The organism is Aureimonas jatrophae (assembly GCF_900104035.1).
Taxonomy (GTDB): domain Bacteria; phylum Pseudomonadota; class Alphaproteobacteria; order Rhizobiales; family Rhizobiaceae; genus Aureimonas; species Aureimonas jatrophae.
This window is the reverse complement of sequence record NZ_FNIT01000007.1, coordinates 186,834-209,740: the sequence shown is the minus strand read 5'-3', so window position 1 is coordinate 209,740 and position 22,907 is coordinate 186,834. Positions and strand designations below refer to the sequence as shown.

The following is a 22,907-nucleotide window of genomic DNA, read 5'->3' as shown; positions in this document are numbered from 1 at the left end:
TGTCTCGGGCTCAGCCGGCGGCTTGGCTGTAGAGGGTGCGGAGACGCATCTTGTCGATCTTCCCCGTCGCGGCCTTCGGCATCTCCGGAAGACGGATCACCGTCTCGGGGATCCACCACGATGCGACCTGACCGCGTAGGGAACCGAGAAGATCGAGGTCGTCGATGTCGGCGCCCTTGCGCATCTCGACGAGCAGGATGGGCCGTTCGCCCCACTTGGGGTCGGTGCGCCCGACCACGGCAGCCATCGAGACCTCCGGCAAGGCTCCGACGATCTCCTCGATGTGGGCGGGATTGATCCACTCGCCCCCGGACTTGATCAGGTCCTTCGCCCGGCCGGTGATCGTGAGATTGCCCTCGGCGTCGAGGCGTGCGAGATCGCCGGTGGCGAACCAACCGTCCGCATCCGTCACGGGCTCGTCCTGTCCGAAATACCGCTCCACCACGGCGGGGCCCCGTACGCGCAGGTGCCCTTCGACGCCGCGTTGCTCGGGCAGCGGTCGGCCGGCGGCGTCGGTCAGCAGAAGGTCGATGCCGACGCTCGGCCGGCCCGACACGCCCGCATCCCTTCGGGAGGTGGCCGGGGAGGCCATGGTACCGAGGGGCGACAGTTCCGTCATGCCCCAGCTCGTCTGCACCACGATGCCGAGCACGCGCTCCAGCCGCTCCATCAGGGCGGCCGGCATCGACGATCCCCCGACGACGATGCGCTCCAACGAGGGTAGCGTCTCGCCGTGGGTCTCCACGTGTTCGAGCAGTCCGATCCAGACGGTCGGCACGCCGACCGCGACCGTCACGCCTTCGTCCGCGATGAGGGTGGCGAGGCTACGCCCATCGGCATGGCGGCCAGGCAGCACGAGCCTGGCGCCCACGGCGGGCGCGGCGAAGGGCAGGCCCCAGGCATTGGCATGGAACATCGGCACCGCCGCGAGCACCGTGTCGCGGGCCGTGAAGCCCATGACGTCGGCTTGCAGCAGTCGCAACGTGTGGAGATAGCTGGAGCGGTGGGTGTAGGCGACGCCCTTCGGCGCCCCGGTCGTGCCGGACGTGAAGCAGAGGCCGCTCGGGGCGTCCTCCCCGACGTCGGCCCAACGGGCGGCGGGCCGCCTCGTGGCGACCAGCGTCTCCAGGGACGCGACGCCCTCCCCGACTTCCTCGACTCCGCCGTCGATCACGAGGATCGATCGCAACGGGATCCGTGCCGCGACCTGTCGCGCGAGCGGCAGGAGGTCGGCGCTGACGATCGCGACCCGCGCCTGCGACTGGCGCAGCATGGCGGCGAGCTGGTCCGCCGTCAGCCGCGGATTGAGCGTATGGCAGGCGGCGCCGAGCCCCATGATACCGTACCAGACTTCCATGTGCGTCTGGCTGTTCCAGGCGAGCGTGGCGACATGGTCACCCGGCTCGACGCCGAGCTCCGTCAGAAGGGCGAGGACCCGCAGCGCGCCTTCGCGCAGGTCCGCATAGCCGATCCGTCGCGAGGTCTCGCCCTGGCGTGCGGTCACCACCTCGGTCTGAGGGTGCCACCTGGCTGCGTGATCGAGAAACGTGTTCAGAGTGAGTTCGAAGGGCTGCATCGGACCGTCACTGTTGAGGCTGGACGCACCGCGATGGGTACGGCGTCGGCTGCATGAACTCGGTCTGCGGTAGGCGCCGGAGACCGGCGCCGCCGGATTCAGACCATCCAGAAGTCGGCGACGGCTATCGTCCGGTCGGCGAACTCGAAGAACTCGACCCCGTTGAGATGGTCGGACACGCCACCGTTCGTGACGGTGATCGTGGAGCCGTTCTGGCCGAATCCGTATTGAGACATGACGCCCTGGAAGACGGCCGTATCGACCCCGTCGCCGCCGAGGACGACGTTGCGTCCGGTGCCTGCGTCCAGCCGGTCGTCACCACTTCCGCCATGAAGCGTATCGTCGCCGGTTCCCCCCGCCAGCGTGTCGTTGCCCGCCAGACCGAAGAGGGCGTCCGTGCCGACGGTACCGACCATGCTGTCGGCGCTCGTGGTTCCTTCCGTGTGCGCCGAGAAGGTCAGAAGCGAGGTCGAGACCGCGAGCGTCGCGTCGTTGGCGGCGTGGAGCGGACCTTCCACGGCGATCTTCTCGACGCCGACGAGTTCCTTCGCGCCTAGGGCCAACGTCTTGTCGTTGAGGACCAGCGTGCCGTCCGCCAGCCTGAAGGCCTTGTAGTCGGACCATCCGCCGAGCAGGAACACGGTGTCGGTGCCCGCTCCTCCGGCGACGACGTCGTGCCCACCCGACAGGCGCACCAGATCGTCCCCGGCAAGCGCGTCGACATGGTCGTCGCGCTTGCCGTCCTCGAGCCAGTCGACGGTGCCTGCCCCGACCAGAAAGGTGGACACGGCGACGTCGCCACCCTTGATCCAGACGTTGGGGGGCGGGTTCATGCCGGAAAAGTCCCAGCCCGGCCATTCGCCGGACTTCAGCGCGTCGGTCTGGTACTGCGTCAGGACGACGTGACTGTCCTCGTCCATCAGGTCGTAGAAGCTGGAGGTCGCGATCCGCTCGACCTGGTTCTGCATGATGCCGGACAGATGGGCCGACCAGCCGAAGATGTTGTCCAGCTGGAACCCGTAGGCCTTCACGTACGGGAAATCGGCGGCAGCACCGACATGGTTCTGATCCCAGCCATAGGCCCTGATCGTATCGAAGAGCAGCACGTTGTCGGTCGACGACGCGAAGGATCCATCGTTGCCCGGCACCGGGGGGACGTAGGTTTCGTCCGTCGCGAGCCGGTTCCAGTCGACGAGCGGCGAGTCGAGATCGACACGGAAGATGACGTCGTTCTCGTATCCGAAATTGAAGATGCCGTCGTCCGCATCGGCGCTCTGAAGTCCGGCGAAGGCTACGAAGTCCGCATCGGCGTAGAAGCCGTTCCAAGCCGTCTCGCGAACCTCGTACATGTTGTTGGCCGCGCCGCCGCCCAGACTGTAGCCGGTCACGAGCACGTCCGATCCGTCCAGGCCCCGCGCCGTCGCGTAGGTCTCGACCGCGTCGAGCACGTAGTCGAAGTTGCGGATGTAGGACGCGTCGACGAGCTTGTGCCACTCTGCCTTGTCCGCCTGCGAGTTGGTGCCCGCGATCGAGAACGCGATCTCGGTCAGGATGCCTCCGGCATCGTACTTGCCGAGAACGTAGGACTGCGCCGCATCCTCGCGCGTCCCGAGCTCACTCTCACCCTTGAAGGCACCACGCGCGTCCACGTTCGAAGCCGATATGCCGAGCTCATCCGCCGACAGCCGGCTCCAACCGGCCGGCAACGGCTTGGCGATGTCGTAGCCGGCGAGCGTAGTGCTCGTCGCGATCGTGTAGGCATCCATCACCAGGGCCGACGCGTCGTGCCCCTTGTAGGCGAACATCCCCATGCCGTCCTCCCGACGCGCCCTCCCGAGGCGACGCCGGAATGATGGCACGGGCCGACAGACCACGCAACACAAACTCTCAAGCGAGTGAACGTTTAATCGAACTAGAAGCTGTCTGACTCCTGGCACGGTTCGCTATCGACGCACCGCAGTCGGCAGGACGGCACCGAACACTGGCTGGCGCGCCTCGCTCGCCGCCATCCAGGGGACCAGCCGCTAGAACCGGAGGTCCCACTTCCACCGCTCGTGCAGGGGTAAACCCTTCCGGGCCGCGGCACGCCTGGCTCGCAAACTCTCCACCCGAGCTTTCGAGGCTTCCGCCGCCTCGACCGGAATGTCGGACGGCCTGGCGACGGTCGCGTCGGACACCGGGTCGTCGCCGGCGTTCTCGGCATGGTCGAACTCGTCGTGATCATGGGTCGGGCGAAGGCGGGTCTGTCGAACGCGTCGCGTTCCAGGATCGACGACGCCCGGGACGCGTGCTGGTTCGTCGCCCGTAGGGACGGAGGGTCTCGCTTCCAGGATGCGGGGACGTGCGGGTGCGGCAGCGACCGGACGGTCGTCGCCGGGCTCCCGGACCTGGTCCTCGACCTGCTTCCCGTCCCGATCCCGGTCGCGAACCATCTGGCGAAGCGCTCGTCCCGTCGCATCGGACCAGAGGCCGGGAGGCTCGCCGGCCCCACCGCGCACGCGGCGCCTATGTTCCACGACGAACGGCTTGACGGGTCGCTTCATCGAACGTCTCGAACTCCGGCTTGATTCATGGAAGAGCGTCCTGGTCTGGATGACGGCGTCGGCATCCGGATCGGCTACCGATCGGGAGCCCGCTCCGCGAGAGCGCTCCGCTTGCGTTCGATCTCGGCATCCAGCAACGCCTGCCAGGACCGCGCCGCAGCCAGATGCCGCGCCTTCATCTGCGAAAGCGGTTCGGCGTCCGCGGCCTTCAGGCACGCGGCGATCCGGGCGCGGTAGACGTCTTCGCCGTCCATCATGCCGGTGCCCCTCCCTCGCGCCGACGGCGACCGCCGAGCGTGTGCTTCGATGGCGAACAGAGGTGAACGCTTCCGCTCAACCGGCGTCCGTGTCTCTGTCCATCTTCGGCTTGCGGCCCAGACCCATGTCGCGTGCCAACTGCGAACGCTGCGCCGCGTAGTTCGCCGCTATCATCGGATAGTCGGGAGGCAGGCCCCACTTGGCACGGTACTCGGCAGGCGTCAGATCGTAGTGCGCCGCCAGATGACGCTTGAGCGACTTGAACGACCGTCCGTCCTCCAGGCAGATCAGGTAGTCGGCCGTCACCGATTTGCGGATCGGAACCGCGGGCTCCTGCGCTGCCGGCCCGGCCACGGCAGATGGCGAGGCATCCAGCGTCACCAGGGCCGCGAACACGGCTTCGATGAGGCCGGCGACATCGTCCCGGGGGACATGGTTGTGCGCGACATAGCTCTTCACGATCTGCGCCGTCTCGACGACGAGGACCTCGCGGTCGGCGGGGTTGTCGGCCATGGTGTCCTCGCTCGGTGACATGGCCCCGTCTCGCACGGCTGGGCTTCTACCGCAAACCGCGCCGCACGGCGGATGACGAGCCTCCGGATCCACGGACCGGGCTTCGTCGGCTCACGACCGAGACCGCTCGGTCGCCGTCGCCCACTGCAGGTAGAAATCATTCCCGCTACCCGGCAGCCTGGATCGCCGGAAGTCCGCTGCCCGGAAGCGGACGCCATCCGTTCATCGCCACGGTGAAACGATTCCGTTCCAGTGCGGACGAAGCATGCAACCGGGCGACGACGCCGATCGCACGGATCGCGACCGACAACGCTTCAATTTTGTTCTACGACGTTCAGTCTTCCTACAATTGCAGCGCGTAGGACGGTGCGGTTCGCAAAGGGACTTGCCATGCTTCGATACGTGCTCGCCGCCTCCGTATGCTTCTCGTTCGCGATGGATGCCGAAGCGCGTGGCGGGCGTGGAGGTGGAAAGTCGTCCTCCTGGTCGAGGTCGTCCAGCTCATCCTGGTCGGCTCCTTCCCGACGTCCATACACACCCCGCTCGTCCGGGCGGTCGTCGAGCCCATACGACCTCGGTCCCTGGAGCGGTGGCCCGCAACTCACCGCCGACGACGAGGTTCTCCTCGAACCCGTCGAGACCCCGATCGCAGACGAGGACTTTCCGCCGGAGTCACCATCGGCCGAGCGCGGAGAGGTGCCGGGCGATGTCGCTCCAGACGCCGATGCCTTCACGCCGTCCATCGAAGGCGACATGGTCGGATCGTCCCCGTCCGCGCTGGCGACGGTCGAACTCGTCGGACGTGCTAGAACTCCCGAGGACGTGGGCCATTGCGTCAGCCGAGGGTCGCTGGTGTGCATATGGGACGGCGAAGACGTCGACGCCTGGCCCGTGGCCGTCGACGAGAGAGGCATCCGAAGCCGGACCGGCACACCCATCGCATTCTTCATCGAAGAACGGCGCCGCCCGCCGCTGGACGAGATCAGGGCGGCGGTAGGCTATAGGCCGGTGTCCATGCTGGAAGTCGCAGCGGAAGCGAAGCCGAAGTAGTCCCCGACCCGTCGCGCCCTCGAACGTTCGATCCCGTCGACGACCGGAGCGTCTTGGTCTTGCGCTCCCGCGGAAGGCTCGGACACTCGGGCCCACGACAACCGGCAGTTCCTCAATGGCATGCCGTTCGTGCTGCGAACTGGGTGCATGGCCGACCTTGGCCGAGGTCTTTTCGGAGACAGGTGCAGAGAAGGCGTCTCCGATGTCCTCCTGTAGGATGTCCTCCTGTAGGACCGGTCGACCAGCAGGATATGACGTTTTCGAGATGTCGGAGGAATGGAAGCGGAGATCCCTTCCCGTGCTGGTGCGATCGCGATCCTTCCGGAGATTCTGACCCGATGGATATCGGTCCGAAACCCGGCACTCGTCCCCCTGCACGCATGGACCACTCGTCCCGTGGGGATACGGAGGTGTCCGGCGGGTATCCGATGACATGCCAGCGAGACCGATGTCCGCCGGTCGCACGGGACGTCATTCGCCGGATTAGTGATCGCGTGGTTTCCCGAGCAAGCGGAGTGCCAAGGTGACCTCTATCAGGAAGCACAGAAGGCCAGCCATCAGCAGCAGCATCGATACGATGAAGGCGAGAGCGACGGCGATGTCGATGTGAAGGCCGACGAGGGTCGAGACGAACAAAAGCGCGATGACGAGGCAGACCACGAATACGGAAACGACGGAGAGGAGAACCGCAAGCTTGATGAGCTTCATTCTCGTGTAGGTGAGGTCCATCTCCAGGCGTCGATTGCCTGACGTTGGATCCGGATCGTTTTCGAGCTGGTGCGCTCGATCCATTATGCGGGAAAGCCGACCCGTCATGACGCCGAGGAGTGCACCGATCCCGGTGAGCAGGAAGACTGGCGTGACGGCGATACGGATCGTCTCGACCACGTTCGAAACGGATGCGGCGTCGATCATCTCGTCGTCCTCCCCGAGGCACCGGCAGGATTGCTTGGCGTTTCCTTAGAGTCCGTCGATCTCGGGCGGTAGCCCCGCGATCGCCGCTTCCGCCACCTCGACGTCCTGCCGGACGGTACCGGCGCTGGCACCGATCGCGCCGACCACGGTCCCGTTCCGGAACACGGGCAGACCACCGCCGATCAGCATCACTTCGCCGCCATTGCTATGCTGGATGCCGTAGAGGTCCGCTCCCGGCTGGGCCATTCGACTCAACTCCGCGGTCCGGTTGTCGAACAGACGTGCGGTACGCGCCTTCTGGATGGCGAGGTCGATGCAGCCGATCAGGGCACCGTCCTGACGTGCGAAGGCCAGAAGATGCCCACCCGCGTCAACGACGGCGATGCAGTACGGTATGTTCAGAGCGTCCGCAGCGACCTCGGCGGCAGCGATCATGTGCTGGGCATCGGCATATTCGAGCGTGAGATAGGTACGTGGCATGACTGTTCTCCCGGTGAACGATGCTTGACGCCTGGATCGCGGTGCCGGCGCCAAGCATTTCCCCGAACTACTGCTTCGATCCGTCGGCGCTCTCGATGAACGCCGCGACTTCGTCCGGACGAGACATCATCACGGCATGGCTGCTTGCGATTTCCTGGGTCTTGCCGTCAGCACGCTTGGCCATCGTGCGTTGGGCGGTCGGTGGCACCATGCGATCTTGCGTGGTCACCATGAAGTAGCTCGGCTTCGATTTCCATGCCGCGTGGGTGATCACCCCGCCCACGGCGTCCAGTCCCCATGGAACCTGCGCCCTCGCCATGAAGGCGGTCGTCCCCGGGTCGACGTCGGCTGCGAAGGCGGCCGGGAACTTGGCGGGATCCACGATCAGGAAGCCGTCGGCCGGGGGCAGCAACGGCGCGCCTGGCTCGCCCGGTACCGGCGTCTCCGCCAGCTTGGCAACAGACTCTCCGACATCGGGTGCGAACGCAGCGAGATACACGAGGCTGCGGACCTTGGGATCGTTGCCCGCTTCGGTGATGACCGAGCCGCCGTAGGAGTGGCCCACCAGGATGACGGGATGTTTGGCCTTGGCGATGGCCTTCTGCGTGATCGCCACGTCGTCCTCGAGCGTGATCGTGGGGTTCTGAACGACTAGAACTTCGTAACCGTCCTCGGTCAGGCGGTCATGGACCGCACGCCAGCCCGAAGCGTCGACGAAGGCGCCATGGACGAGAACGACGGAGAATGGCTTGTCTGCGGCGTGCGCCGGCAGGATGGGCGCGGCGACGGTTGCGAGGGCGAGCAGCCCGGTCAGCTTGCGGATCATGACGAATCTCCAGGATTGGGTCGAGGTCTTGGGTCAGGCCACTGCGACTGGATCGAGCGTCACGGCGGTGCGCTCGGCGAGGCTGCCGATGACCGAGGCATAGGCCTGGAAGTGCGGCGTCGCACGGTGGGCGGCGACCGCTTCGCCATCGACGTAGAGTTCGTCGAGCACGAAGCGATCCGGATTGGTCTGGTCCTGCCAGAGGTCGTAGCGCAGGTTGCCCGTCTCCGCGCGGCTCGGCGCGATCATGCCGTCGAGCAGGGTTCGCAGGTCCCCTGCCTTGCCTGGCAGCGCGACGAAGATCGCGACGGTTTTCGCATGGTTGGACATTTCGTTGTTCCCTTGCCGATGGACCGATGCGGCGGGCCACGTTCGAAGCGCCCCGCCGGTCATGCGGGTGCTCATGCGTTCGCGTTCGCGGCGTTGAGTGCTTCGATCAGCTTGGTGGCGATCAGGCGATCGGAGCCCATGTTCTGGCCGGTGATCAGCTCGCGATCGATCACCACGTTCGGCGCCCAGTCGACGGCGCCGGTGGTGACCGTTGCGCCTGCCAGCCGCAGCGCGTCGGGCATGTAGAAGGGCAGCCGGGCGTGGAAGAGATTGTCCTCGGCCCACTTCTCCTCGCTGGTCGAGAAGACGGTCATGCGATACCCCGCATACGGCCAATCCCTGGCGATGTCGCTGGCTCTCGTCGTTTCGCCGTTCACGAGCGCCGCTCGGAATTCCGCGGCACGGGTCATGGCGGCGGCGATCGCCACCGGGCCATGGCAGAGGAGCGCCGTCGGCTTTCCGGTATCGTGGAAGTGCCGCAGGATCGCTCCCATGTCGGCGTCCTGCATCAGGTCGACCACCGGCGCATGTCCGCCGGGTACGAACACACCCGCATAGCCGTCCAGCCCATCCTCCAGAACGGAGCGCAGCGGACGCACCTGGTTCATCGAGGGGGCCTCGTCGAAGAAGCTCTTCCCCCTCGCATAGGCCGCCTCGTCGTCTCCGAAGTGCCTCGCGGAATCGGAGAACTCGTCGATATGCGGCTTGGTGCCGTCAGGCGTCGCGAGGACGATCTCGTAACCCGCCTCGATCAGCGCCATCGACGGCACGACCGTCTCGTTGAGGTACTGCCCGATCGCGGCCGAGCCGCCACCCTTGAGTTCGATACGCGTGGCGTTGGAACCGAGTACCAGGATTTTCGCGTCGGCCATGTGAAGCTCCGTTGTGAATTGCGAGGCCCGTGGGGCACGAGAACAACATGGCCTCGGGGAACATATTCCGGAAATTCATTTCTCGGATGCCTGATATGCTGCTATCGGCATAACCATGCGATACGACCTCAACCTGCTGCCGATCTTCGTCGCCCTGATGGAGGAGCGCAGCGTCACGCGTGCCGCGGAACGGGTCGGCATGACCCAGCCGGCCCTGTCCAACGCGCTCGCCCGTCTGCGCACCATGCTGCAGGACCCGCTCTTCGTCCGGGAGCGCTACGGCATCCAGCCGACGCCGATCGCCCTGGAACTCGCGCCCGTCATTGCCGAGGCCTTGGCGAAGCTCGACGACGCCGTGCTCGGGCAACAGGAGTTCGACCCTGCGACGGCGGAGCGCGTATTGACCATCGCCCCTAACGGCTATGTCGAGTTCGTGCTCATGCCCGCGATCGTGGCGAAGCTCCGCGAGGTCGCTCCCGGTATCAAGCTGCACCTCACTCCGTACGGCAACGATCTGGTCGAGACGGGCGTCATTTCCGGCACCACCGCACTGGTGCTGGGCCGGATAGTCGATCCTCCCGACAACCTGGTCGTGCAGCACGTGATGGACGAAGGGCTTTCCTGCATCGTACGAGCGGACCATCCGCAGATCGGCGACAGCATGACCCGCGATCAGTTCGAGCGGCTCAAGCACGTGAACGTCGTACCGCCCGGGCGGATGCGGGCTGGCTTGTTCCAGGCCATGGCGCAACGGCAGCTGAAACGCGACGTCGCGATATCGGTCACCAATTTCTTCGCGGTCGCGGAGATGGTCGCCGTCACCGACTACTGCGCGACACTGCCGAACTTGATCTGCCGCAGACTGGCGCACGATCCACGGCTCAGGGTTCTCGCAGCGCCGGTCGATCTTGGAACCTTCCCGATCGAGATGGCCTGGCACCTGCGCTACCGTCACGACCCGTCCCATCGCTGGCTGCGGTCGCTGATCGGCGAAGTGGCGGCCTCGCTGAGGGTCGAGCGGGATCGACATTCCTGACCTGCCGCTTCGGTCGAAGCGCTGCTTGGTTCCCATGAATCCCGACGCTTCGGTCGGGCGGACACTCCCAAGGGCCGTAGACCTCGATCGACGACCCCCGGGTGGTCCTTCGCAGCTTGTCGCTCGGCAACCTGTCTGTCGTCCTGGGAACCCGGAACGACCTCGATAGCCGAACGCCCGGAGCGACGGCTGACCTCAGTTGGCCACGAAGGCAAGGAGATCTTCGTTCAGCACGTCGGCGTTCAAAGTCAGCATGCCATGAGAGAAGGTGGGATAGGTCTTCAGCGTGCCGTTCGGAAGCAGTTCGATGGACTTCCGCGCCGAAGCGGCTATCGGGACAACCTGGTCGTCCTCGCCATGCATGACGAGCGTGGGGACCGTCATCGCCTTCAGATCCTCGGTCTGGTCGGTTTCGGAGAAGGCTCCGATGCCGTCGTGATGCGCCTTCGCGCTTCCCATCATGCCCTGGCGCCACCAGTTCAAAATCATTCCCTGATGCACCACGGCTCCCTCTCGGTTGAAGCCGAAGAACGGGCCCGTAGGAACATCGAGAAAGAACTGGGCGCGGTTGGCGGCGAGTGCGGACCGGAAGCCGTCGAACACCTGCAACGGCGTGCCTTCCGGGTTTTCGACGGTCTTCAACATCAACGGCGGAACGGCCGAGACGAGAACCGCTTTCGCCACGCGGCCGGACGGTCCGCCGTGTCGGGCGACGTATCGCGCGACCTCTCCGCCTCCCGTGGAATGGCCGACGTGCACGGCGTTTCTCAGGTCGAGCGCCTCGACGACGGCGAAGGCGTCGGCCGCGTAGTGGTCCATGTCGTGACCGTGGTCGACCTGACTAGAGCGTCCGTGGCCACGTCGGTCATGCGCGACGACACGGTAGCCCTTCGCCAGGAAGAACAGCATCTGCGCGTCCCAGTCGTCGGAGGAGAGAGGCCAGCCGTGGTGGAACATGATCGGCTGGGCGTCCTTCCGTCCCCAGTCCTTGTAGAAAATGTCGACGCCATCGGTGGTGGTGACAAAGGCCATCGTCTCATCTCTCCTTCGTGGATCTGCGCCGTTACTGACCGCTCGGACCGGCGGGTGACACTGCGGCTTTCAAAGCCGAGATCGCGTCGCCGATCTCGACACCTCCACCCGTTGCTTCGAGGATCAGCCGTTTGAGTTCGGGCGTTCTCAGAAGAGCGATGGCGGTCGCCGCCACGTCGTCCCGGGTGATCTCGACGTGGACCTTCGCGAGCCCGAGATCGACCCGCCCGGTGCCTGGATCCTCGGTCAGGGCCGAAGGTCGCAGGATGATCCAGTCCAGATCCGTAAGGACCAGCTGGGTCTCGGCCCTCTTCTTTTCGACCATGTAGTGTTCGAAGGACGCGTCCATGCGGCGCTCGCGCCATGCCTCGGGGAACACCGAGACGAGGAGGAAGCGGCGTATCCCCGCGAGCTTGGCTGCCGCAGCCAGTTTCCCCGGTCCGTCGCCGTCGATGGATGTGGTTCCGGCATCGCTGTCCTTCCCCCCGGCACCGGCGGTGAAGACCACGGCGTCGCTACCACGCATCGCGGCAGCGAGGTCGCCTACCGACATCGCGACGAGGTCTCCATGGACGGTTTGTATGCTTCTCGCCGCCAGCGCGGCCACCTGCTCGGACTTCCGCACCAGGCCGGTCGGCTCGTCGCCCGCCTCGGCGAGCTGTGCCGCGACCCGGCTTCCCACGCCGCCGGCAATACCGACTATGAAGACCTTCATTTGTTCCCCGCGTCGAGATGGAATGAAGCTACGTCTGTGGATCCACTGGCGGCAGCCGAGCGAGAACGAGGAACGGTCCGATGCGGCTTCCACGTTTTGCGACGCCCCGCTCCCGCGTCGGCTCTCTCGGCTCCCACGAGTTCCTGACGGCCTGGAACCCGGGCGCAGAGGTCTCCGGTCGCGGATGGTTTGCCTGTCAAACCGACGTACCGCTTCGGTCGGGCATCGTTCGAGCTCATGGAAAAACGGGGCCGCCCATCGCCATGTCGTGAATGCACCATTGCCAGGACGGCTTACAGCAGTGACCGGCTGTCGCGTTGTGTCGATTTATTTCGTTTTATGTCGACGAGGCGCGGTTCGGTATCGACGCTCTTGTGCAGACCGAACCCCTACTGTCGAACTCCGACGCCAGGTCGGAACTTGCGTTCGAGCACGGAAACGGCAGGCGTCGCGAACCGTTCGCTGAAGTGGTTTGGGTCAGCCCCTGTCATCCACTGGAGCTGTATCGTCACGCAGACGAAGCGCTGGACGGAAGGCATCGGCCTGAATCGAAGAAGTACGCACGTTCAAGGCGCGCAGACCAACGGTGTGTCCCGGGCCATGACCTACGCGATCGAAAGCGACCACCTTCGTCTTCTGTGCCTTTCAAGCAAGACAACGCGGTCCATGTCCACGGCAGTTCGGAGAACCGTCACCGCGCGAGTCCAACTGGCAGTACCAGCTCTCCCAGGTCGTTCCCTTTATTTCGAAGGCGGCCGAGATTTCACAGACAGAATGCAGCGGCGCATCCGTCCGCTTTCCGATCAAGTTGCCGGTCTCAGATCCCCGAGCAGCGTCGGGATCAGTTCGGAGACGGTCGGATGGATCGGGACGGCGCGCTGGACTGTCGTGTACGACAGGTCGGCGTTCATCGCGAGCAGCAGGCCATGGATCGCCTCGTCGCCTTCCACGCCCAGTATAGCCGCACCCATGATGCGCTGGGTGTCGGCGTCGACGACGGCTTTCATGAAGCCGGCGGTCTCCCCCTTCTCTACCGCACGCCCCACACGCGCCATCGGACGCGTAGCGATCAGGATCCGCCGCCCGCTGGCCCGCGCTTCACGCTCCGTCATGCCGACCCGCCCAAGGGGCGGATCGGTGTATAAGGCATAGGCTGGAACGCGGTCGCTCACGCGACGACGTTCGCCGTCGAGAAGGTTCGCGGCGACGATCTCGTAGTCGTTGTAGCTGGTATGAGTGAAGGCGCCGCGCCCGTTGCAGTCGCCAAGCGCAAAGACTCCGGGCACGATCGTCTGAAGATCGTCGCCGACCGGAATGTAGCCGTGCTTGTCGGTTTCGATCCCGACGGTCGCGAGACCGAGATCGTCCGTGTTCGGACGCCTCCCGACGGCCATCAGAACATGGCTGGCGATGATCTCTGGTGCTCCTTGCGCACAGGATAGGCGCACTTTCGTGCCGTCCACGTGGGGTGCGAAGCCGATGCAATCGGCATCGGTGCGCACGACGATGCCCTCGCCTTCCAGCAGCCCGCGGATCGCGTCCGACACGTCCTCGTCCTCGCGAGACACGAGACGGGGACCACGCTCGACCACCGTCACCTCGGCCCCGAAGCGCCGATACATCTGCGCGAACTCCAGTCCGATATAGCTCCCGCCGATCACCACCAGATGGCGCGGCAGCTCGTCCAGTGCCACCATGTCCGTATGGGTCATGACGACCACGTCGCGGACCCCAGGCATGTCGGGGACCACGGCGCGCCCGCCGACATTGAGGAACACGAGCGGCGCGCTCAGGCGTTCGTCGCCGACGCGGATCGTCTGGGCATCCTCAAAGCGGGCATGTCCGCGAAGCAGCGTGACGCCACTCGTTGCCTCCAGCCAGTTCTCGTTGCCGATCCTTGCCTTGCGCGACACGCCTTCCGCCCGCGCCTTCACGGCGCGCATGTCGACCTCGATCGGTCCCGACAGGCGAACGCCATAATCAACGGCGCGGCGGGCGACATGCGCTGCCCGGGCGCTCGCGACCAGGGTCTTCGTCGGCATGCAGCCGGTGTTGACGCAGGTGCCGCCGACGAGATGCCTTTCCACGACGGCAACCTGCCGCCCGGCCTGTGCGAGCCTCACCGCCAGGGATGGACCTGCCTGGCCGGCGCCGATCACGATCGCGTCGAAACGTTTGGTCATGGGAGACAAGCTTTGGGACCGTGCAAAGGAGACATGGTGGACATCGAAATCCCTTCCCGATCGCTCGCTGGAAGCAGGTTCACCATCGGGCAGTAGGTTGTTCCTGTTGGCCAGCCTAGCTGACTTTCGTCATGCGGCAATGCAGGTTGGCACCTCGCAGCGACGCAACGAAGGCGTTGCGATTGCAGACGGTACGGTCGATGTCGGCATATCCGTCCCAGAGCCGGACCAGGGTTCGGACAGCGACTCAAACAGCGCTCTTCGTTTGCTGATCGGCACCCGCGAGCGACAGCACGGTTCAGCCCGTCGGTCCCTTGGTCCTCGCGTCGTACTCGGACCGGCTCGCTCCGATCGCGGCCCGATTGTGGATTGCCCACTCGGCCAGCTCACGGATCGGGCCGGATAGGGATCGTCCCAACGGAGTGAGAGCATACTCGACTTGCGGTGGCGTGGTCTGATGCACCGTCCGTTGCACCAGACCGTCTCTTTCCAGAGCTTTCAGCGCGGACGCCAGCGCTTGCTGGGAGACGCCGGGTACCAGCCGTTTGAGGCTGTTGAAACGCTCGCCACGGCGATGCAGCACCACCACGATCTGAACGGACCACTTGTCGCCCACTCGCGACAGCACGTTTCCGACGCCGGTGCAGTCGGGCAGCGGAGATGGGTCGGCAGTCATGTCCGGGTGACCTCGTCCTGTACGAATGCGTTCTTGCGCCGTCTCGTCGGTCGTATACCTGGTGCAGGTCCAAATGAATGACCGCCTTTCGTGAGGCATTCCAACGCCTAGTGGGATGGTCCAACAGGGAGACCTTCGATGCCAGGTGCTTGGATCCCCAGAGACGCCAACATGGATGCGCCCGTACCGACGTTGTCGGCCAGGGCGATCAGGCTGCCAGATCCAGAGCGTGGAGAGGATATCCAGGTCCGCGTGTCCGCGCCGGTTACCGGACGCGCGTTGCCAGTCATCCTCTTCTCTCACGGCCATGGGTCCTCCATGGATGGCTACGCGCCGCTCGTCGACTTCTGGTCTGCACGCGGCTTCGTGGTCGTACAGCCGACCTACCTCGACGCACGCCGGCTGGGTCTCCACGAGAACGACACGCGCCGCCCTTCGATCTGGCGGACGCGGATAGCCGATGCGAAGCGCGTCATCGACGAGCTGGATCAGGTGCTCAAGCCGGTCCCGGGACTTCGCGAACGCATCGATCCCACGCGGATCGCGGCGGTCGGTCACTCGTTCGGCGGTCAGACGACCAGCATGCTATTGGGCGCGCGAATGATCGCCGGCGACGAAGACGAGGACTTCGCCGATCGACGCGTCAAGGCGGGCATACTCCTGGCCTCGGGCGGCAGAGGTGGCGACGATCTCAGTGACCTCGGCCGCCGGATCACCCCCTATCTCGACACGTCCTTCGACGGAATGACGACGCCGGCGCTGATCGTCGCCGGGGATGCGGACCGCTCGCCTCTGACGGTACGTGGACCGGACTGGTTCCAGGATCCATTCCATCTCTCCCCCGGTCCCAAGGCCCTTCTCACCCTGCGCGGCGGCGAGCACATGTTGGGGGGCATCTCCGGCTACGAGGTGACCGAGACCACAGACGAGAACGCTGACCGCGTCAGGCTCATTCAGGAAGCGACGCTCGCCTACCTCAGGAACGAGCTGAACGGCGATCGGGCCGGTTGGACGGAGATCGCCACTCGACTATCGAACGGAGCCGAGGCAACGATCGAGACGAAGCAGGCGAGTTGCTGATGATACGGGAGCCAAAGCCTTCATTCACGCTGCTCGATACGGTACTCAAGGCCCATAGATCCTGCATCGGCGGGAGCAGCCCGATATCGTGGTGTCCTCGGCGACGATCATGTGATCGTGTCGGTTCCCGACTGATCTCTGACGAGAAGCAGGATGGTAGCTTTCCAACCATCCTCGACGCTATCGCGCAGCTTCCTCGGTGCTGCCGTCGACATAGATGTGCGCGAAGCGCCCGTAGTCGCGCCATCGCTCCATGTTGTCGTTGGAATATCTCGCACCGATTGCGATGGCGCTGGCATCTGACGAACTGCTGGCGATAGGAGCAAGGTAGTGGCCGGGCACCTTGCGCGGCGCCTCCTCGCGGGAGGCGGCGATGCGATCCTTCCCATGAAGGGGCGCGGCATGGTCGTCGGTCATGCCGCCACCTTCGGGAACACCCGCGACCGATGGATGGCCAGCGCGGCCATGACACCGTCTGCGCAAGCGAAGGTGACGGTATGACCCATGCGGGTCACGTCGCCTGCCGCAAAGACCCCAGCAACGCTGGTGGCCTTCATCTCGTCCACCTTGAGGACCGGGCCCAGCGGCCCCGCTTCGATTGCGCATCCGAGACGCTCCGCGATGTCGCTGGAGAAGCGGTAGCGGGGTCCGATGTAGAGCGCATCGATCGGGATGGATCGTCCGTCCGCAAGGCGGACGGCGGACAGGAGCGGTCCGTTCCCCTCAAGGCCGACGACCCTTTCGCGCTCGACCGACACACCCCGCGCCGTCAGCGCCTCGATCGCGTCGGGCTCGACCGTCTGCCCGTCCGTGAAGAACGTCGTCGGACCCCATTCGGGGATCAACTGCGCCTGGTGGACCGACAGCGGCGACGAGGCGAGAACACCGAGGTTGCGGTCCGCGAATTCGTAGCCATGGCAGTACGGACAGTGAATCACGGACCGACCCCAGCGTTCGGCTACGCCCGGAAGGTCGGGCAGGATATCGGTGATGCCGGAGGCCAGAAGGAGCTGCAGGCCCTTCACCGTTCGACCATCGGCAAGTCGGACGACGAAGGCGCCTCGCTCGCGCCCGACATCGACGGCGGCCCCATCCACAAGCTGGACGGTCGGATAAGCCGAAAGCTGCTTGCGCATCGTACCCAGCATCGAAGCGGGGTCGCTTCCGTCGTGCCCGAACAGACCGTGGGAGTGGTTCGTGAAGCGGTTGCGCGGCGCCCCTGTGTCGAGGACGCAGACGTGGACCCTGGCGCGCCCGAGGTAGAGCGCAGCCGAGAGGCCGGCGAAGCTGCCGCCGATGACGATGGCGTCGTATGGCATGATGGGGTCACTCCTGGCGATTGACGTCGCTTCATGTAGCATCAAAAGCTACATAATGACCTCTGTACCCGTCAACCCGCCTCGCCATACTAAGCGGGGGTCAGCCAACCGCGACTGAACGAGGATCTGCCGTGCAAAGAGACACCCGCTTGTCCGACGTCCTGCACGTGCTGCTGCACATGTCGCAGACGGACACGCCGCTGACGTCGGAGGTCCTGGCGCAGAGCATGGGCACCAACCCGGCCGTGTTCCGGCGCACGATGGCGGGGCTGCGGCAAGCCGGGATCGTGGCTTCCGGCAAAGGGCATGGCGGCGGCTGGCGCCTGTCGAGGCCGCTTCGCGAGATCACCCTCCTGGCGGTCTACGAGGCCCTCGGACGCCCGACGCTGTTCGCCTTCGGCAACCGCAGTCGCCACCCTGACTGTCTTGTCGAGCGAGGCGTCAATGCCGTGATGGAAACGACGATGACCGATGCGACGGCCCTGTTCTCCCGGCGTTTCGGTGAGATCACCCTCGACCAGATCCTGCCAGACGTGGCTACCCCTCTGGCGGTCCATGCCGTTTCCGCCAATGCGAAGGTGGGCGTCTGAGTGCGCACGGCGGCGCGCGTCCTTCCGTAAGGCGATCGGTTTCCGGGAGTTGCCTCCTAAATGGGTTGGTCCGCTTTCGACCCTTTCGAGCCACAGTCTCCCGGCTTAGGGTTCCCCGGAAGCGGACACACCGTTCGGGGCGAAGCAAAACCGTGTGTTCGCGACTGAACTCCGTCAGCCAGAATGGGACCATGATCAAAACCGACCGCGAAGTGATCACCGAGCTTCAAGCGGTCATGCAAAACATGCGCGAACTGGGACTGACGACCGCTCGAATGCAGCACTTCTTCGATGTCGGAGAATGGTTGATCTGCTTCGAGGGAGCTTGGATGCTTGTCCAAGACGATCCTGATCACGCCTTGAAGTTGAATGCCTCGTATCTGGCGTTGGAGGCGTACTTCGCGGACGAGTTGGGTTGACGAGATGCCCGATCGCTGACGACCGGGACCGGTCCATCCGCTACCGACCCGGTCGCGCCGATCGGTATGGACGAAGCGGACGCTCGGAAGCGGTCCAGCCGCTTTCGACCCTTCCAAGACATTCCAGGTTGTCGAACGCCTTCCCAAGAGCGGACATTCCGACATCTGACTTCATCCCCACCTAGGAACAGCTCATCCGCTTGCTCGGTCACATGGACCAGTCAGCTCCTCTTGCGTTGCCACCTACGCGGTCCGATCGGTCGTTCTTCCACGAGCTACCGATCGGACCGGAACCAGCCGCCTTCCGATCCGGTTCGCCTGCCGATCTGTGTTGGAGACTTTCATGGCGTTGCGGGTTCTGATCGTCGAGGACGAAGTCCTGATCGCCCTCCATCTCGAGGGTATCCTTGAGGACGCCGGTCACGAGGTCGTCGGAACAGCCGCCAGTTCCAGCGCGGCCCTGGATCTCGCAAGGCGTTCGGTCCCGTTCGACCTCGCCATCATGGACGTCGACCTCCTGGACGGGCCGAACGGCGTCGAAACGGCGCGGCGGCTCCGGGAGGAGCACGGTGTGGCCTCGCTGTTTGTGAGCGGGCGCCTGGAAGAGGAGGTTCAGGCGATGGGGCTCGCATGGAAGCCGCTCGGGTTCATCGGCAAACCCTTCATGGAGGCGCAGATCATCGAAGCGCTGGAGCGGATTGCGGCGCAGCCACAGGACGCCTGAGTGATGCGCTTCAGGGAAGCCTGGGACGTCAGGAGCGCTGAACGTCCAGGCGTGCCGTGCGTCCTCAGCTCTGGATCTGAGCCGAGATGTCGTTCAGCGCCCGCAAGATGTCGTCCGGCGGGTAGGGCTTGGCGAAGAACAGCCCGTTCTCGGGCATCTGCTCCTTGGTCACCTGCACTCGTCCGGAGGTGACGAGAATGGCGACCGGCGGCCAACGGTCGCGCACGGCACGCGCCAGTTTCAGCCCGTCCATCGAGCCCCCCATCTCGACGTCGGTGAACAGGACGCGGATCTCCGAGTGCCGTTCGAGCTGCCGGATCGCTTGGGCCGCGTTCTTGGCTTCGTAGACCGTGAAGCCCGCCTCAAAGCACAGGTCCACGGCCTCCGTGCGCACAAGCGCGTCGTCTTCCACGACAAGGACCGCATATCGTGCGGGATCGAAGGACTGTCCCATGCGGCGCGACGCGACCCTTACGCTGCGACCGGGGTGCCGTGGGCCGCCCCTGTCAACGTGAACCTGACACCGGACGGATCGAACTCGATATGACCCTCGCCGTCGAAGTACGAACCGACGATCCGCTCGATCAACCTAGAGCCGAAGCCGCGCCTGTCAGGTGCGACAACTGCGGGGCCACCGGTTTCGATCCAGCGAAAGCAAAACGTGCCGTCCACGACGTCCCATGACATGGCGACCCGACCCGTCTCGTTCGACAGGGCACCGTACTTGGCCGCGTTGGTCGCCAGTTCGTGGACCGCAAGGCTGAGGCCGAGCGCCTGCTGCGAGGTCAGTGCGAAGCGAGGTCCTTCCCAAGTGATGCGGTCTGGCGTGAGGTGATGGGGCGCGATCGCAGCGGACACGACCTCGCCGACGTCGGCCGAGGTGAAGTTCGTCCTCGTGAGAATGTCCTGCGCCCGGCCCAGCGCCGACAGACGCTGCGCGACCGCTGTGCGGCCCTCGTCCATCGTGCGCGCTTGGCGCAGGGTCTGCGTGGTGATCGCCTGCACCATGGCAAGCGTGTTCTTCATGCGGTGCGCCAGCTCGGCGTTCAGGACGGCACGCGCCTCTTCTGATGCCTTGAGCGCCGAGATGTCCCGCGACACAGACAGGATGCGCTCGGGCTTCCCGTTCGCCCCGAAGATCGGCGACACCTGGACGTCCCAGTAGAGGTGGTTGCCCTTCAGGGTGTCGGCGTAGCCCTGGAAGCTGGCGGACACACCGGCTCGCGCCGAGACGAGGGCCTCGCGTGCGGCCAGGCTGTCGTCGGCGGTGTAGAAGTCCGGCCAGGGGCAGCCCGCGATGTCGTTGAAGTCCGACACCTCCATGACCTTCATGCCCCCCTCGCTCATGAAGACGAGGTTGCCGTCGAGGTCCAGCACCTTGATGCAGTCGCTCGACGAGGTCAGGACGCTGCGCAGGAAGCTCTCGCTGTCACGCAGTTCCTCCTCGGCGCGCCGCCGCTCGACGGCGTTGCGCATGCGGTCCGCCGCGTCCGCGATGAACGCCAACTTTTCGGGACGCCAGTCGCGGACCTCGTCATCGTTGACGTAGAGAACGGCCACCGTGCGCCCGTTCTCGACGATCGGAAGGTTCACGAGCGACCGGACGCAGACGCGTTCCAAGGGACCGATGTCCCCCGCCGTGCGCGGATCCATCCAGATGTCGGGGATGACGACGGTGCGGCCCTGTCGCAGGTCCTCGGCGTAGCCGCCGTAGTCGTCCATGCGGTACACGCCGGCCAGACTCGGATAGCCCTCCGCCGTCCAGTCGCTGGGAACGGTGAAGGTCTCGCCGTCACCAGCAACCGTGCCGTAGCCGACGCGACCCACGCCTAGGGTCTGGCCGATGATGCGGGCAGCCGTTGCCGCCATGTCGTTGGGCGCAGTGAGGTCAGACAAGGCCAGGGCCAGCTCGGCGATCGCCTCCCGCCGCGCTTCGGCCTGGATGCGGTCCGTGACATCGAGGAAGATGACGGTGAACCGGTCGTCCCCGATCGCATGGCACACACCGTCGTACCAACGACCGAGCGTGCCGACCTGGCGTGTGAAGCGGATCGTCTCGCCGGTCTCGACGACGTCGGCGAACTCGTTCACCCACGCGTCCTCGATGCCGGGAAAGACTTGGCGGATCGTGCGGCCGGCCGCGTCCGTGGACGGGATACCGACGAGTTCGCCCCAGGCCCGGTTGACCTCCTCGTAGCGCCAGTCCGTGACCCGCCCTTCCGCGTCGCGCAGGACGCGCCCGAGGATGAAGCCTTCATGAAGGTTCTCGAACAGGCTGCGCCACTTGCGCTCGCTGTTGGCCAGATCTGTGACGGCTCGGCGGCGATCCGTCACATCCGTGAACAAGATCGCGACATGGTGACGGTCCGGGTCGCCGACACGGTGCGCCTCGACCTCGAACATCCGGTTGCCGAGCCCCGTCGCTCCCAGCTCGAAACGAGCGGGTTCACCGGTCAAAGCGACGTGGCCGTAAGTGTCGAACCAGTGCCGTTCGAGACCGGGTGCGATCTCGCTGACCCATTTGCCCACTGAGCCATAGAGCCCTGTGTGCCGCTCATAGGCGGGGTTGCCGTCGACGATACGATAGTCGACCGCCTTCCCGTCCCCATCGAACTTCATCTCGATGACGCACATGCCGACGTCAACGTTCTCGGCAAGCGCCCGATACCTGTCCTCGGCCTCCCGGAGACGGCGGGCACCGGCAACCCGTTCGGTGACGTCGACGCCTTCCACGAAGATACCGACGACCGACCCGTCCGCGTCGCGGATCGGCTGGTAAACGAAGTCGAGAAAGAGGTGCTCGGCCGGGACGTCGGGGCTGGCTTGGAGCGTGATCGGCGTCTCCGTCGCGTGGTGAGGCTGGCCGCGTCGGTACACATCGTCCAAGAGGTCGATGAATCCCTGTGCCACCGCCTCGGGCAATGCCTCAGCAACCGTTCGTCCCACGACGTCACGCCCGCCGACAAGCTTCACGTAGCCCGGATTGGCGCGTTCGAACCGATGCTCTGGCCCACGCAGAAGGGCCATGAAGGACGGCGACTGCGAGAAGATCGCCTCGAGCTGCTCCTGGTCATCGCGGCGCGCCCGTTGTGCGACGGCATAGTCTGTCCGGTCTCGCAGAACCTTCACGAAGCCGATGTGCCGATCATCATCATCGCGAAGCGGCATCATCTCGCCACTGGCCCAGAAGCGGCTTCCATCACTCTTGAGATGCCAGCGTTCGTCGAGGGCACGCCCCGTTTCCAGCGCGATGGTCATCTCCTTGAACGCGCGTCCGCCCTTGCGATCCTCAGGCGTGAAGAAGAGTTCCGCAGTGCGTCCAACCATCTCCCGGGCCGACCATCCAAGGATCTGCTCGGCACCCGCGTTCCAATCGGTGACGATGCCCTCGCGATCTGTAGCGATGATTGCGAACTCGGTGATGCTCTGGATGATCTGCCGGTCGCGGGCCGGACTGTAGGCGGGTTCGTCGCGTCTCATTTCCAGGCGTCCAAAGTCGCAGCTTGATCGCTCGCGGACAGTTGATCTCGTACGACCTTTGCTTCGTCGACGCTCCGTATTCAAGCGAGCAGTGTGGTCAGCGGCAAGGGTTCGGCACGCCTGCTTCCGGGCGGGGCCAAGCCCACGTGTTCAATCCGTGGCCAACGTCCGCTTCGACTGGACCGCGTTCCAAAGCGGACTAGCAGGAAACCACCCGGTCTCGCCGATCAGCTCCACGAAAGCGGACGCCCGGAAGCGGTCTGCCCGCCATCGACCCTTCCAAAACATCC

General features: G+C 65.2%; 23 protein-coding genes. 6 read left to right on the top strand and 17 right to left on the bottom strand.

The genetic code is table 11. The features are described from left to right. Nucleotides 1-10: 10 nt before the first annotated feature. From BLQ76_RS16025 to BLQ76_RS16005, 4 genes are all read right to left on the bottom strand, one after another. Nucleotides 11-1,576, bottom strand: coding sequence for an AMP-binding protein (locus tag BLQ76_RS16025; protein WP_090675317.1), 1,566 nt, complete (start codon nt 1,574-1,576; stop codon nt 11-13). Between the two features lie 98 nt (nt 1,577-1,674). Then, nucleotides 1,675-3,387 carry a calcium-binding protein gene (locus BLQ76_RS16020; protein ID WP_139184031.1) on the bottom strand — a complete coding sequence of 571 codons (1,713 nt, stop codon included), beginning with the start codon at nt 3,385-3,387 and terminating at the stop codon, nt 1,675-1,677. 806 nt (nt 3,388-4,193) lie between these two features. Beyond that, nucleotides 4,194-4,373 carry a hypothetical protein gene (locus BLQ76_RS16010; RefSeq protein WP_139184030.1) on the bottom strand — a complete coding sequence of 60 codons (180 nt, stop codon included), beginning with the start codon at nt 4,371-4,373 and terminating at the stop codon, nt 4,194-4,196. 79 nt (nt 4,374-4,452) lie between these two features. Next, on the bottom strand, nt 4,453-4,911 hold the full coding sequence (locus BLQ76_RS16005) for a Ros/MucR family transcriptional regulator (protein WP_090675306.1): 459 nt from the start codon (nt 4,909-4,911) through the stop codon (nt 4,453-4,455). A gap of 369 nt (nt 4,912-5,280) precedes the next feature. On the opposite strand from BLQ76_RS16005, the gene BLQ76_RS21770 reads away from it, so the two are divergent. Next, nucleotides 5,281-5,940 (top strand): hypothetical protein, encoded by a 660-nt coding sequence (locus tag BLQ76_RS21770; RefSeq protein WP_139184029.1) that lies wholly within the window; start codon nt 5,281-5,283, stop codon nt 5,938-5,940. 483 nt (nt 5,941-6,423) lie between these two features. On the opposite strand, the gene BLQ76_RS15995 is transcribed toward BLQ76_RS21770, so the two are convergent. The 5 genes from BLQ76_RS15995 to BLQ76_RS15975 all read right to left on the bottom strand — a co-directional run bounded on the left by BLQ76_RS15995 (nt 6,424) and on the right by BLQ76_RS15975 (nt 9,363). Beyond that, nucleotides 6,424-6,855 (bottom strand): DUF2721 domain-containing protein, encoded by a 432-nt coding sequence (locus tag BLQ76_RS15995; protein WP_090675300.1) that lies wholly within the window; start codon nt 6,853-6,855, stop codon nt 6,424-6,426. Nucleotides 6,856-6,900: 45 nt separating this feature from the next. Continuing rightward, on the bottom strand, nt 6,901-7,335 hold the full coding sequence (locus tag BLQ76_RS15990) for a GlcG/HbpS family heme-binding protein (RefSeq protein WP_090675298.1): 435 nt from the start codon (nt 7,333-7,335) through the stop codon (nt 6,901-6,903). A gap of 67 nt (nt 7,336-7,402) precedes the next feature. After that, nucleotides 7,403-8,161, bottom strand: a complete 759-nt coding sequence (locus tag BLQ76_RS15985; RefSeq protein WP_090675295.1) for an alpha/beta hydrolase — start codon at nt 8,159-8,161, stop codon at nt 7,403-7,405. Between the two features lie 33 nt (nt 8,162-8,194). Continuing rightward, nucleotides 8,195-8,554, bottom strand: coding sequence for a putative quinol monooxygenase (locus tag BLQ76_RS15980; RefSeq protein WP_425285171.1), 360 nt, complete (start codon nt 8,552-8,554; stop codon nt 8,195-8,197). 8 nt (nt 8,555-8,562) lie between these two features. Beyond that, nucleotides 8,563-9,363: a type 1 glutamine amidotransferase domain-containing protein gene (locus BLQ76_RS15975; RefSeq protein ID WP_090675293.1), complete on the bottom strand. Its 801-nt coding sequence runs from the start codon at nt 9,361-9,363 to the stop codon at nt 8,563-8,565. Between the two features lie 115 nt (nt 9,364-9,478). Between BLQ76_RS15975 and BLQ76_RS15970 the strand changes: the two genes are divergently transcribed. Then, a complete protein-coding gene (locus BLQ76_RS15970; protein ID WP_090675290.1) occupies nt 9,479-10,399 on the top strand; it encodes a LysR family transcriptional regulator in 921 nt (306 codons plus the stop codon). Nucleotides 10,400-10,594: 195 nt separating this feature from the next. Here BLQ76_RS15970 and BLQ76_RS15965 read toward each other — a convergent pair whose 3' ends face one another. The 4 genes from BLQ76_RS15965 to BLQ76_RS15950 form a co-directional block, all read right to left on the bottom strand. Then, complete coding sequence (locus tag BLQ76_RS15965; protein WP_090675287.1) at nt 10,595-11,431, bottom strand: alpha/beta fold hydrolase; 837 nt, start codon at nt 11,429-11,431, stop codon at nt 10,595-10,597. Between the two features lie 31 nt (nt 11,432-11,462). Further along, nucleotides 11,463-12,146 carry an NAD(P)H-binding protein gene (locus tag BLQ76_RS15960; protein WP_090675285.1) on the bottom strand — a complete coding sequence of 228 codons (684 nt, stop codon included), beginning with the start codon at nt 12,144-12,146 and terminating at the stop codon, nt 11,463-11,465. Between the two features lie 803 nt (nt 12,147-12,949). Continuing rightward, nucleotides 12,950-14,329 carry an FAD-containing oxidoreductase gene (locus BLQ76_RS15955; protein WP_090675282.1) on the bottom strand — a complete coding sequence of 460 codons (1,380 nt, stop codon included), beginning with the start codon at nt 14,327-14,329 and terminating at the stop codon, nt 12,950-12,952. Between the two features lie 298 nt (nt 14,330-14,627). After that, a complete protein-coding gene (locus BLQ76_RS15950; RefSeq protein WP_090675280.1) occupies nt 14,628-15,005 on the bottom strand; it encodes a winged helix-turn-helix transcriptional regulator in 378 nt (125 codons plus the stop codon). A 252-nt stretch (nt 15,006-15,257) separates the two neighbouring features. On the opposite strand from BLQ76_RS15950, the gene BLQ76_RS15945 reads away from it, so the two are divergent. Next, nucleotides 15,258-16,085 carry an alpha/beta hydrolase family protein gene (locus BLQ76_RS15945; RefSeq protein WP_210184181.1) on the top strand — a complete coding sequence of 276 codons (828 nt, stop codon included), beginning with the start codon at nt 15,258-15,260 and terminating at the stop codon, nt 16,083-16,085. 180 nt (nt 16,086-16,265) lie between these two features. Here BLQ76_RS15945 and BLQ76_RS22385 read toward each other — a convergent pair whose 3' ends face one another. Both BLQ76_RS22385 and BLQ76_RS15935 read right to left on the bottom strand, forming a co-directional pair. Next, nucleotides 16,266-16,502: a hypothetical protein gene (locus BLQ76_RS22385; RefSeq protein ID WP_090675274.1), complete on the bottom strand. Its 237-nt coding sequence runs from the start codon at nt 16,500-16,502 to the stop codon at nt 16,266-16,268. Next, entirely contained in the window at nt 16,499-17,404 is a 906-nt protein-coding gene (locus tag BLQ76_RS15935; RefSeq protein WP_090675271.1) for an NAD(P)/FAD-dependent oxidoreductase, read from the bottom strand. The genes BLQ76_RS22385 and BLQ76_RS15935 overlap by 4 nt, the downstream gene beginning before the upstream one ends. 131 nt (nt 17,405-17,535) lie before the next feature. Between BLQ76_RS15935 and BLQ76_RS15930 the strand changes: the two genes are divergently transcribed. The 3 genes from BLQ76_RS15930 to BLQ76_RS15920 all read left to right on the top strand — a co-directional run bounded on the left by BLQ76_RS15930 (nt 17,536) and on the right by BLQ76_RS15920 (nt 19,137). Further along, nucleotides 17,536-17,994, top strand: a complete 459-nt coding sequence (locus BLQ76_RS15930; RefSeq protein ID WP_090675268.1) for an Rrf2 family transcriptional regulator — start codon at nt 17,536-17,538, stop codon at nt 17,992-17,994. Between the two features lie 191 nt (nt 17,995-18,185). After that, the gene (locus tag BLQ76_RS15925) at nt 18,186-18,413 is read left to right on the top strand and encodes a hypothetical protein (protein WP_090675266.1); all 228 of its coding nucleotides are present in this window, start codon (nt 18,186-18,188) and stop codon (nt 18,411-18,413) included. Between the two features lie 343 nt (nt 18,414-18,756). Next, entirely contained in the window at nt 18,757-19,137 is a 381-nt protein-coding gene (locus BLQ76_RS15920; RefSeq protein ID WP_090675264.1) for a response regulator, read from the top strand. 64 nt (nt 19,138-19,201) lie between these two features. On the opposite strand, the gene BLQ76_RS15915 is transcribed toward BLQ76_RS15920, so the two are convergent. Both BLQ76_RS15915 and BLQ76_RS15910 read right to left on the bottom strand, forming a co-directional pair. Then, nucleotides 19,202-19,591, bottom strand: coding sequence for a response regulator (locus tag BLQ76_RS15915; RefSeq protein ID WP_090675262.1), 390 nt, complete (start codon nt 19,589-19,591; stop codon nt 19,202-19,204). A 17-nt stretch (nt 19,592-19,608) separates the two neighbouring features. Continuing rightward, a complete protein-coding gene (locus BLQ76_RS15910) occupies nt 19,609-22,617 on the bottom strand; it encodes a PAS domain-containing sensor histidine kinase (protein ID WP_090675259.1) in 3,009 nt (1,002 codons plus the stop codon). Between the last annotated feature and the right edge of the window lie 290 nt (nt 22,618-22,907).

Bases quoted from the DNA above. Each gene is read 5' to 3' on its own strand.
- BLQ76_RS15975 (WP_090675293.1), bottom strand. From the start codon at position 9,363: ATGGCCGACGCGAAAATCCTGGTACTCGGTTCCAACGCCACGCGTATC.
- BLQ76_RS15965 (WP_090675287.1), bottom strand. From the start codon at position 11,431: ATGGCCTTTGTCACCACCACCGATGGCGTCGACATTTTCTACAAGGAC.
- BLQ76_RS16005 (WP_090675306.1), bottom strand. From the start codon at position 4,911: ATGTCACCGAGCGAGGACACCATGGCCGACAACCCCGCCGACCGCGAG.
- BLQ76_RS15915 (WP_090675262.1), bottom strand. From the start codon at position 19,591: ATGGGACAGTCCTTCGATCCCGCACGATATGCGGTCCTTGTCGTGGAA.
- BLQ76_RS15920 (WP_090675264.1), top strand. From the start codon at position 18,757: ATGGCGTTGCGGGTTCTGATCGTCGAGGACGAAGTCCTGATCGCCCTC.
- BLQ76_RS16010 (WP_139184030.1), bottom strand. From the start codon at position 4,373: ATGGACGGCGAAGACGTCTACCGCGCCCGGATCGCCGCGTGCCTGAAG.
- BLQ76_RS15935 (WP_090675271.1), bottom strand. From the start codon at position 17,404: ATGCCATACGACGCCATCGTCATCGGCGGCAGCTTCGCCGGCCTCTCG.
- BLQ76_RS21770 (WP_139184029.1), top strand. From the start codon at position 5,281: ATGCTTCGATACGTGCTCGCCGCCTCCGTATGCTTCTCGTTCGCGATG.
- BLQ76_RS16020 (WP_139184031.1), bottom strand. From the start codon at position 3,387: ATGGGGATGTTCGCCTACAAGGGGCACGACGCGTCGGCCCTGGTGATG.
- BLQ76_RS15980 (WP_425285171.1), bottom strand. From the start codon at position 8,554: ATGACCGGCGGGGCGCTTCGAACGTGGCCCGCCGCATCGGTCCATCGG.
- BLQ76_RS15970 (WP_090675290.1), top strand. From the start codon at position 9,479: ATGCGATACGACCTCAACCTGCTGCCGATCTTCGTCGCCCTGATGGAG.
- BLQ76_RS16025 (WP_090675317.1), bottom strand. From the start codon at position 1,576: ATGCAGCCCTTCGAACTCACTCTGAACACGTTTCTCGATCACGCAGCC.
- BLQ76_RS22385 (WP_090675274.1), bottom strand. From the start codon at position 16,502: ATGACCGACGACCATGCCGCGCCCCTTCATGGGAAGGATCGCATCGCC.
- BLQ76_RS15960 (WP_090675285.1), bottom strand. From the start codon at position 12,146: ATGAAGGTCTTCATAGTCGGTATTGCCGGCGGCGTGGGAAGCCGGGTC.
- BLQ76_RS15925 (WP_090675266.1), top strand. From the start codon at position 18,186: ATGATCAAAACCGACCGCGAAGTGATCACCGAGCTTCAAGCGGTCATG.
- BLQ76_RS15950 (WP_090675280.1), bottom strand. From the start codon at position 15,005: ATGACTGCCGACCCATCTCCGCTGCCCGACTGCACCGGCGTCGGAAAC.
- BLQ76_RS15910 (WP_090675259.1), bottom strand. From the start codon at position 22,617: ATGAGACGCGACGAACCCGCCTACAGTCCGGCCCGCGACCGGCAGATC.
- BLQ76_RS15985 (WP_090675295.1), bottom strand. From the start codon at position 8,161: ATGATCCGCAAGCTGACCGGGCTGCTCGCCCTCGCAACCGTCGCCGCG.
- BLQ76_RS15955 (WP_090675282.1), bottom strand. From the start codon at position 14,329: ATGACCAAACGTTTCGACGCGATCGTGATCGGCGCCGGCCAGGCAGGT.
- BLQ76_RS15990 (WP_090675298.1), bottom strand. From the start codon at position 7,335: ATGCCACGTACCTATCTCACGCTCGAATATGCCGATGCCCAGCACATG.
- BLQ76_RS15995 (WP_090675300.1), bottom strand. From the start codon at position 6,855: ATGATCGACGCCGCATCCGTTTCGAACGTGGTCGAGACGATCCGTATC.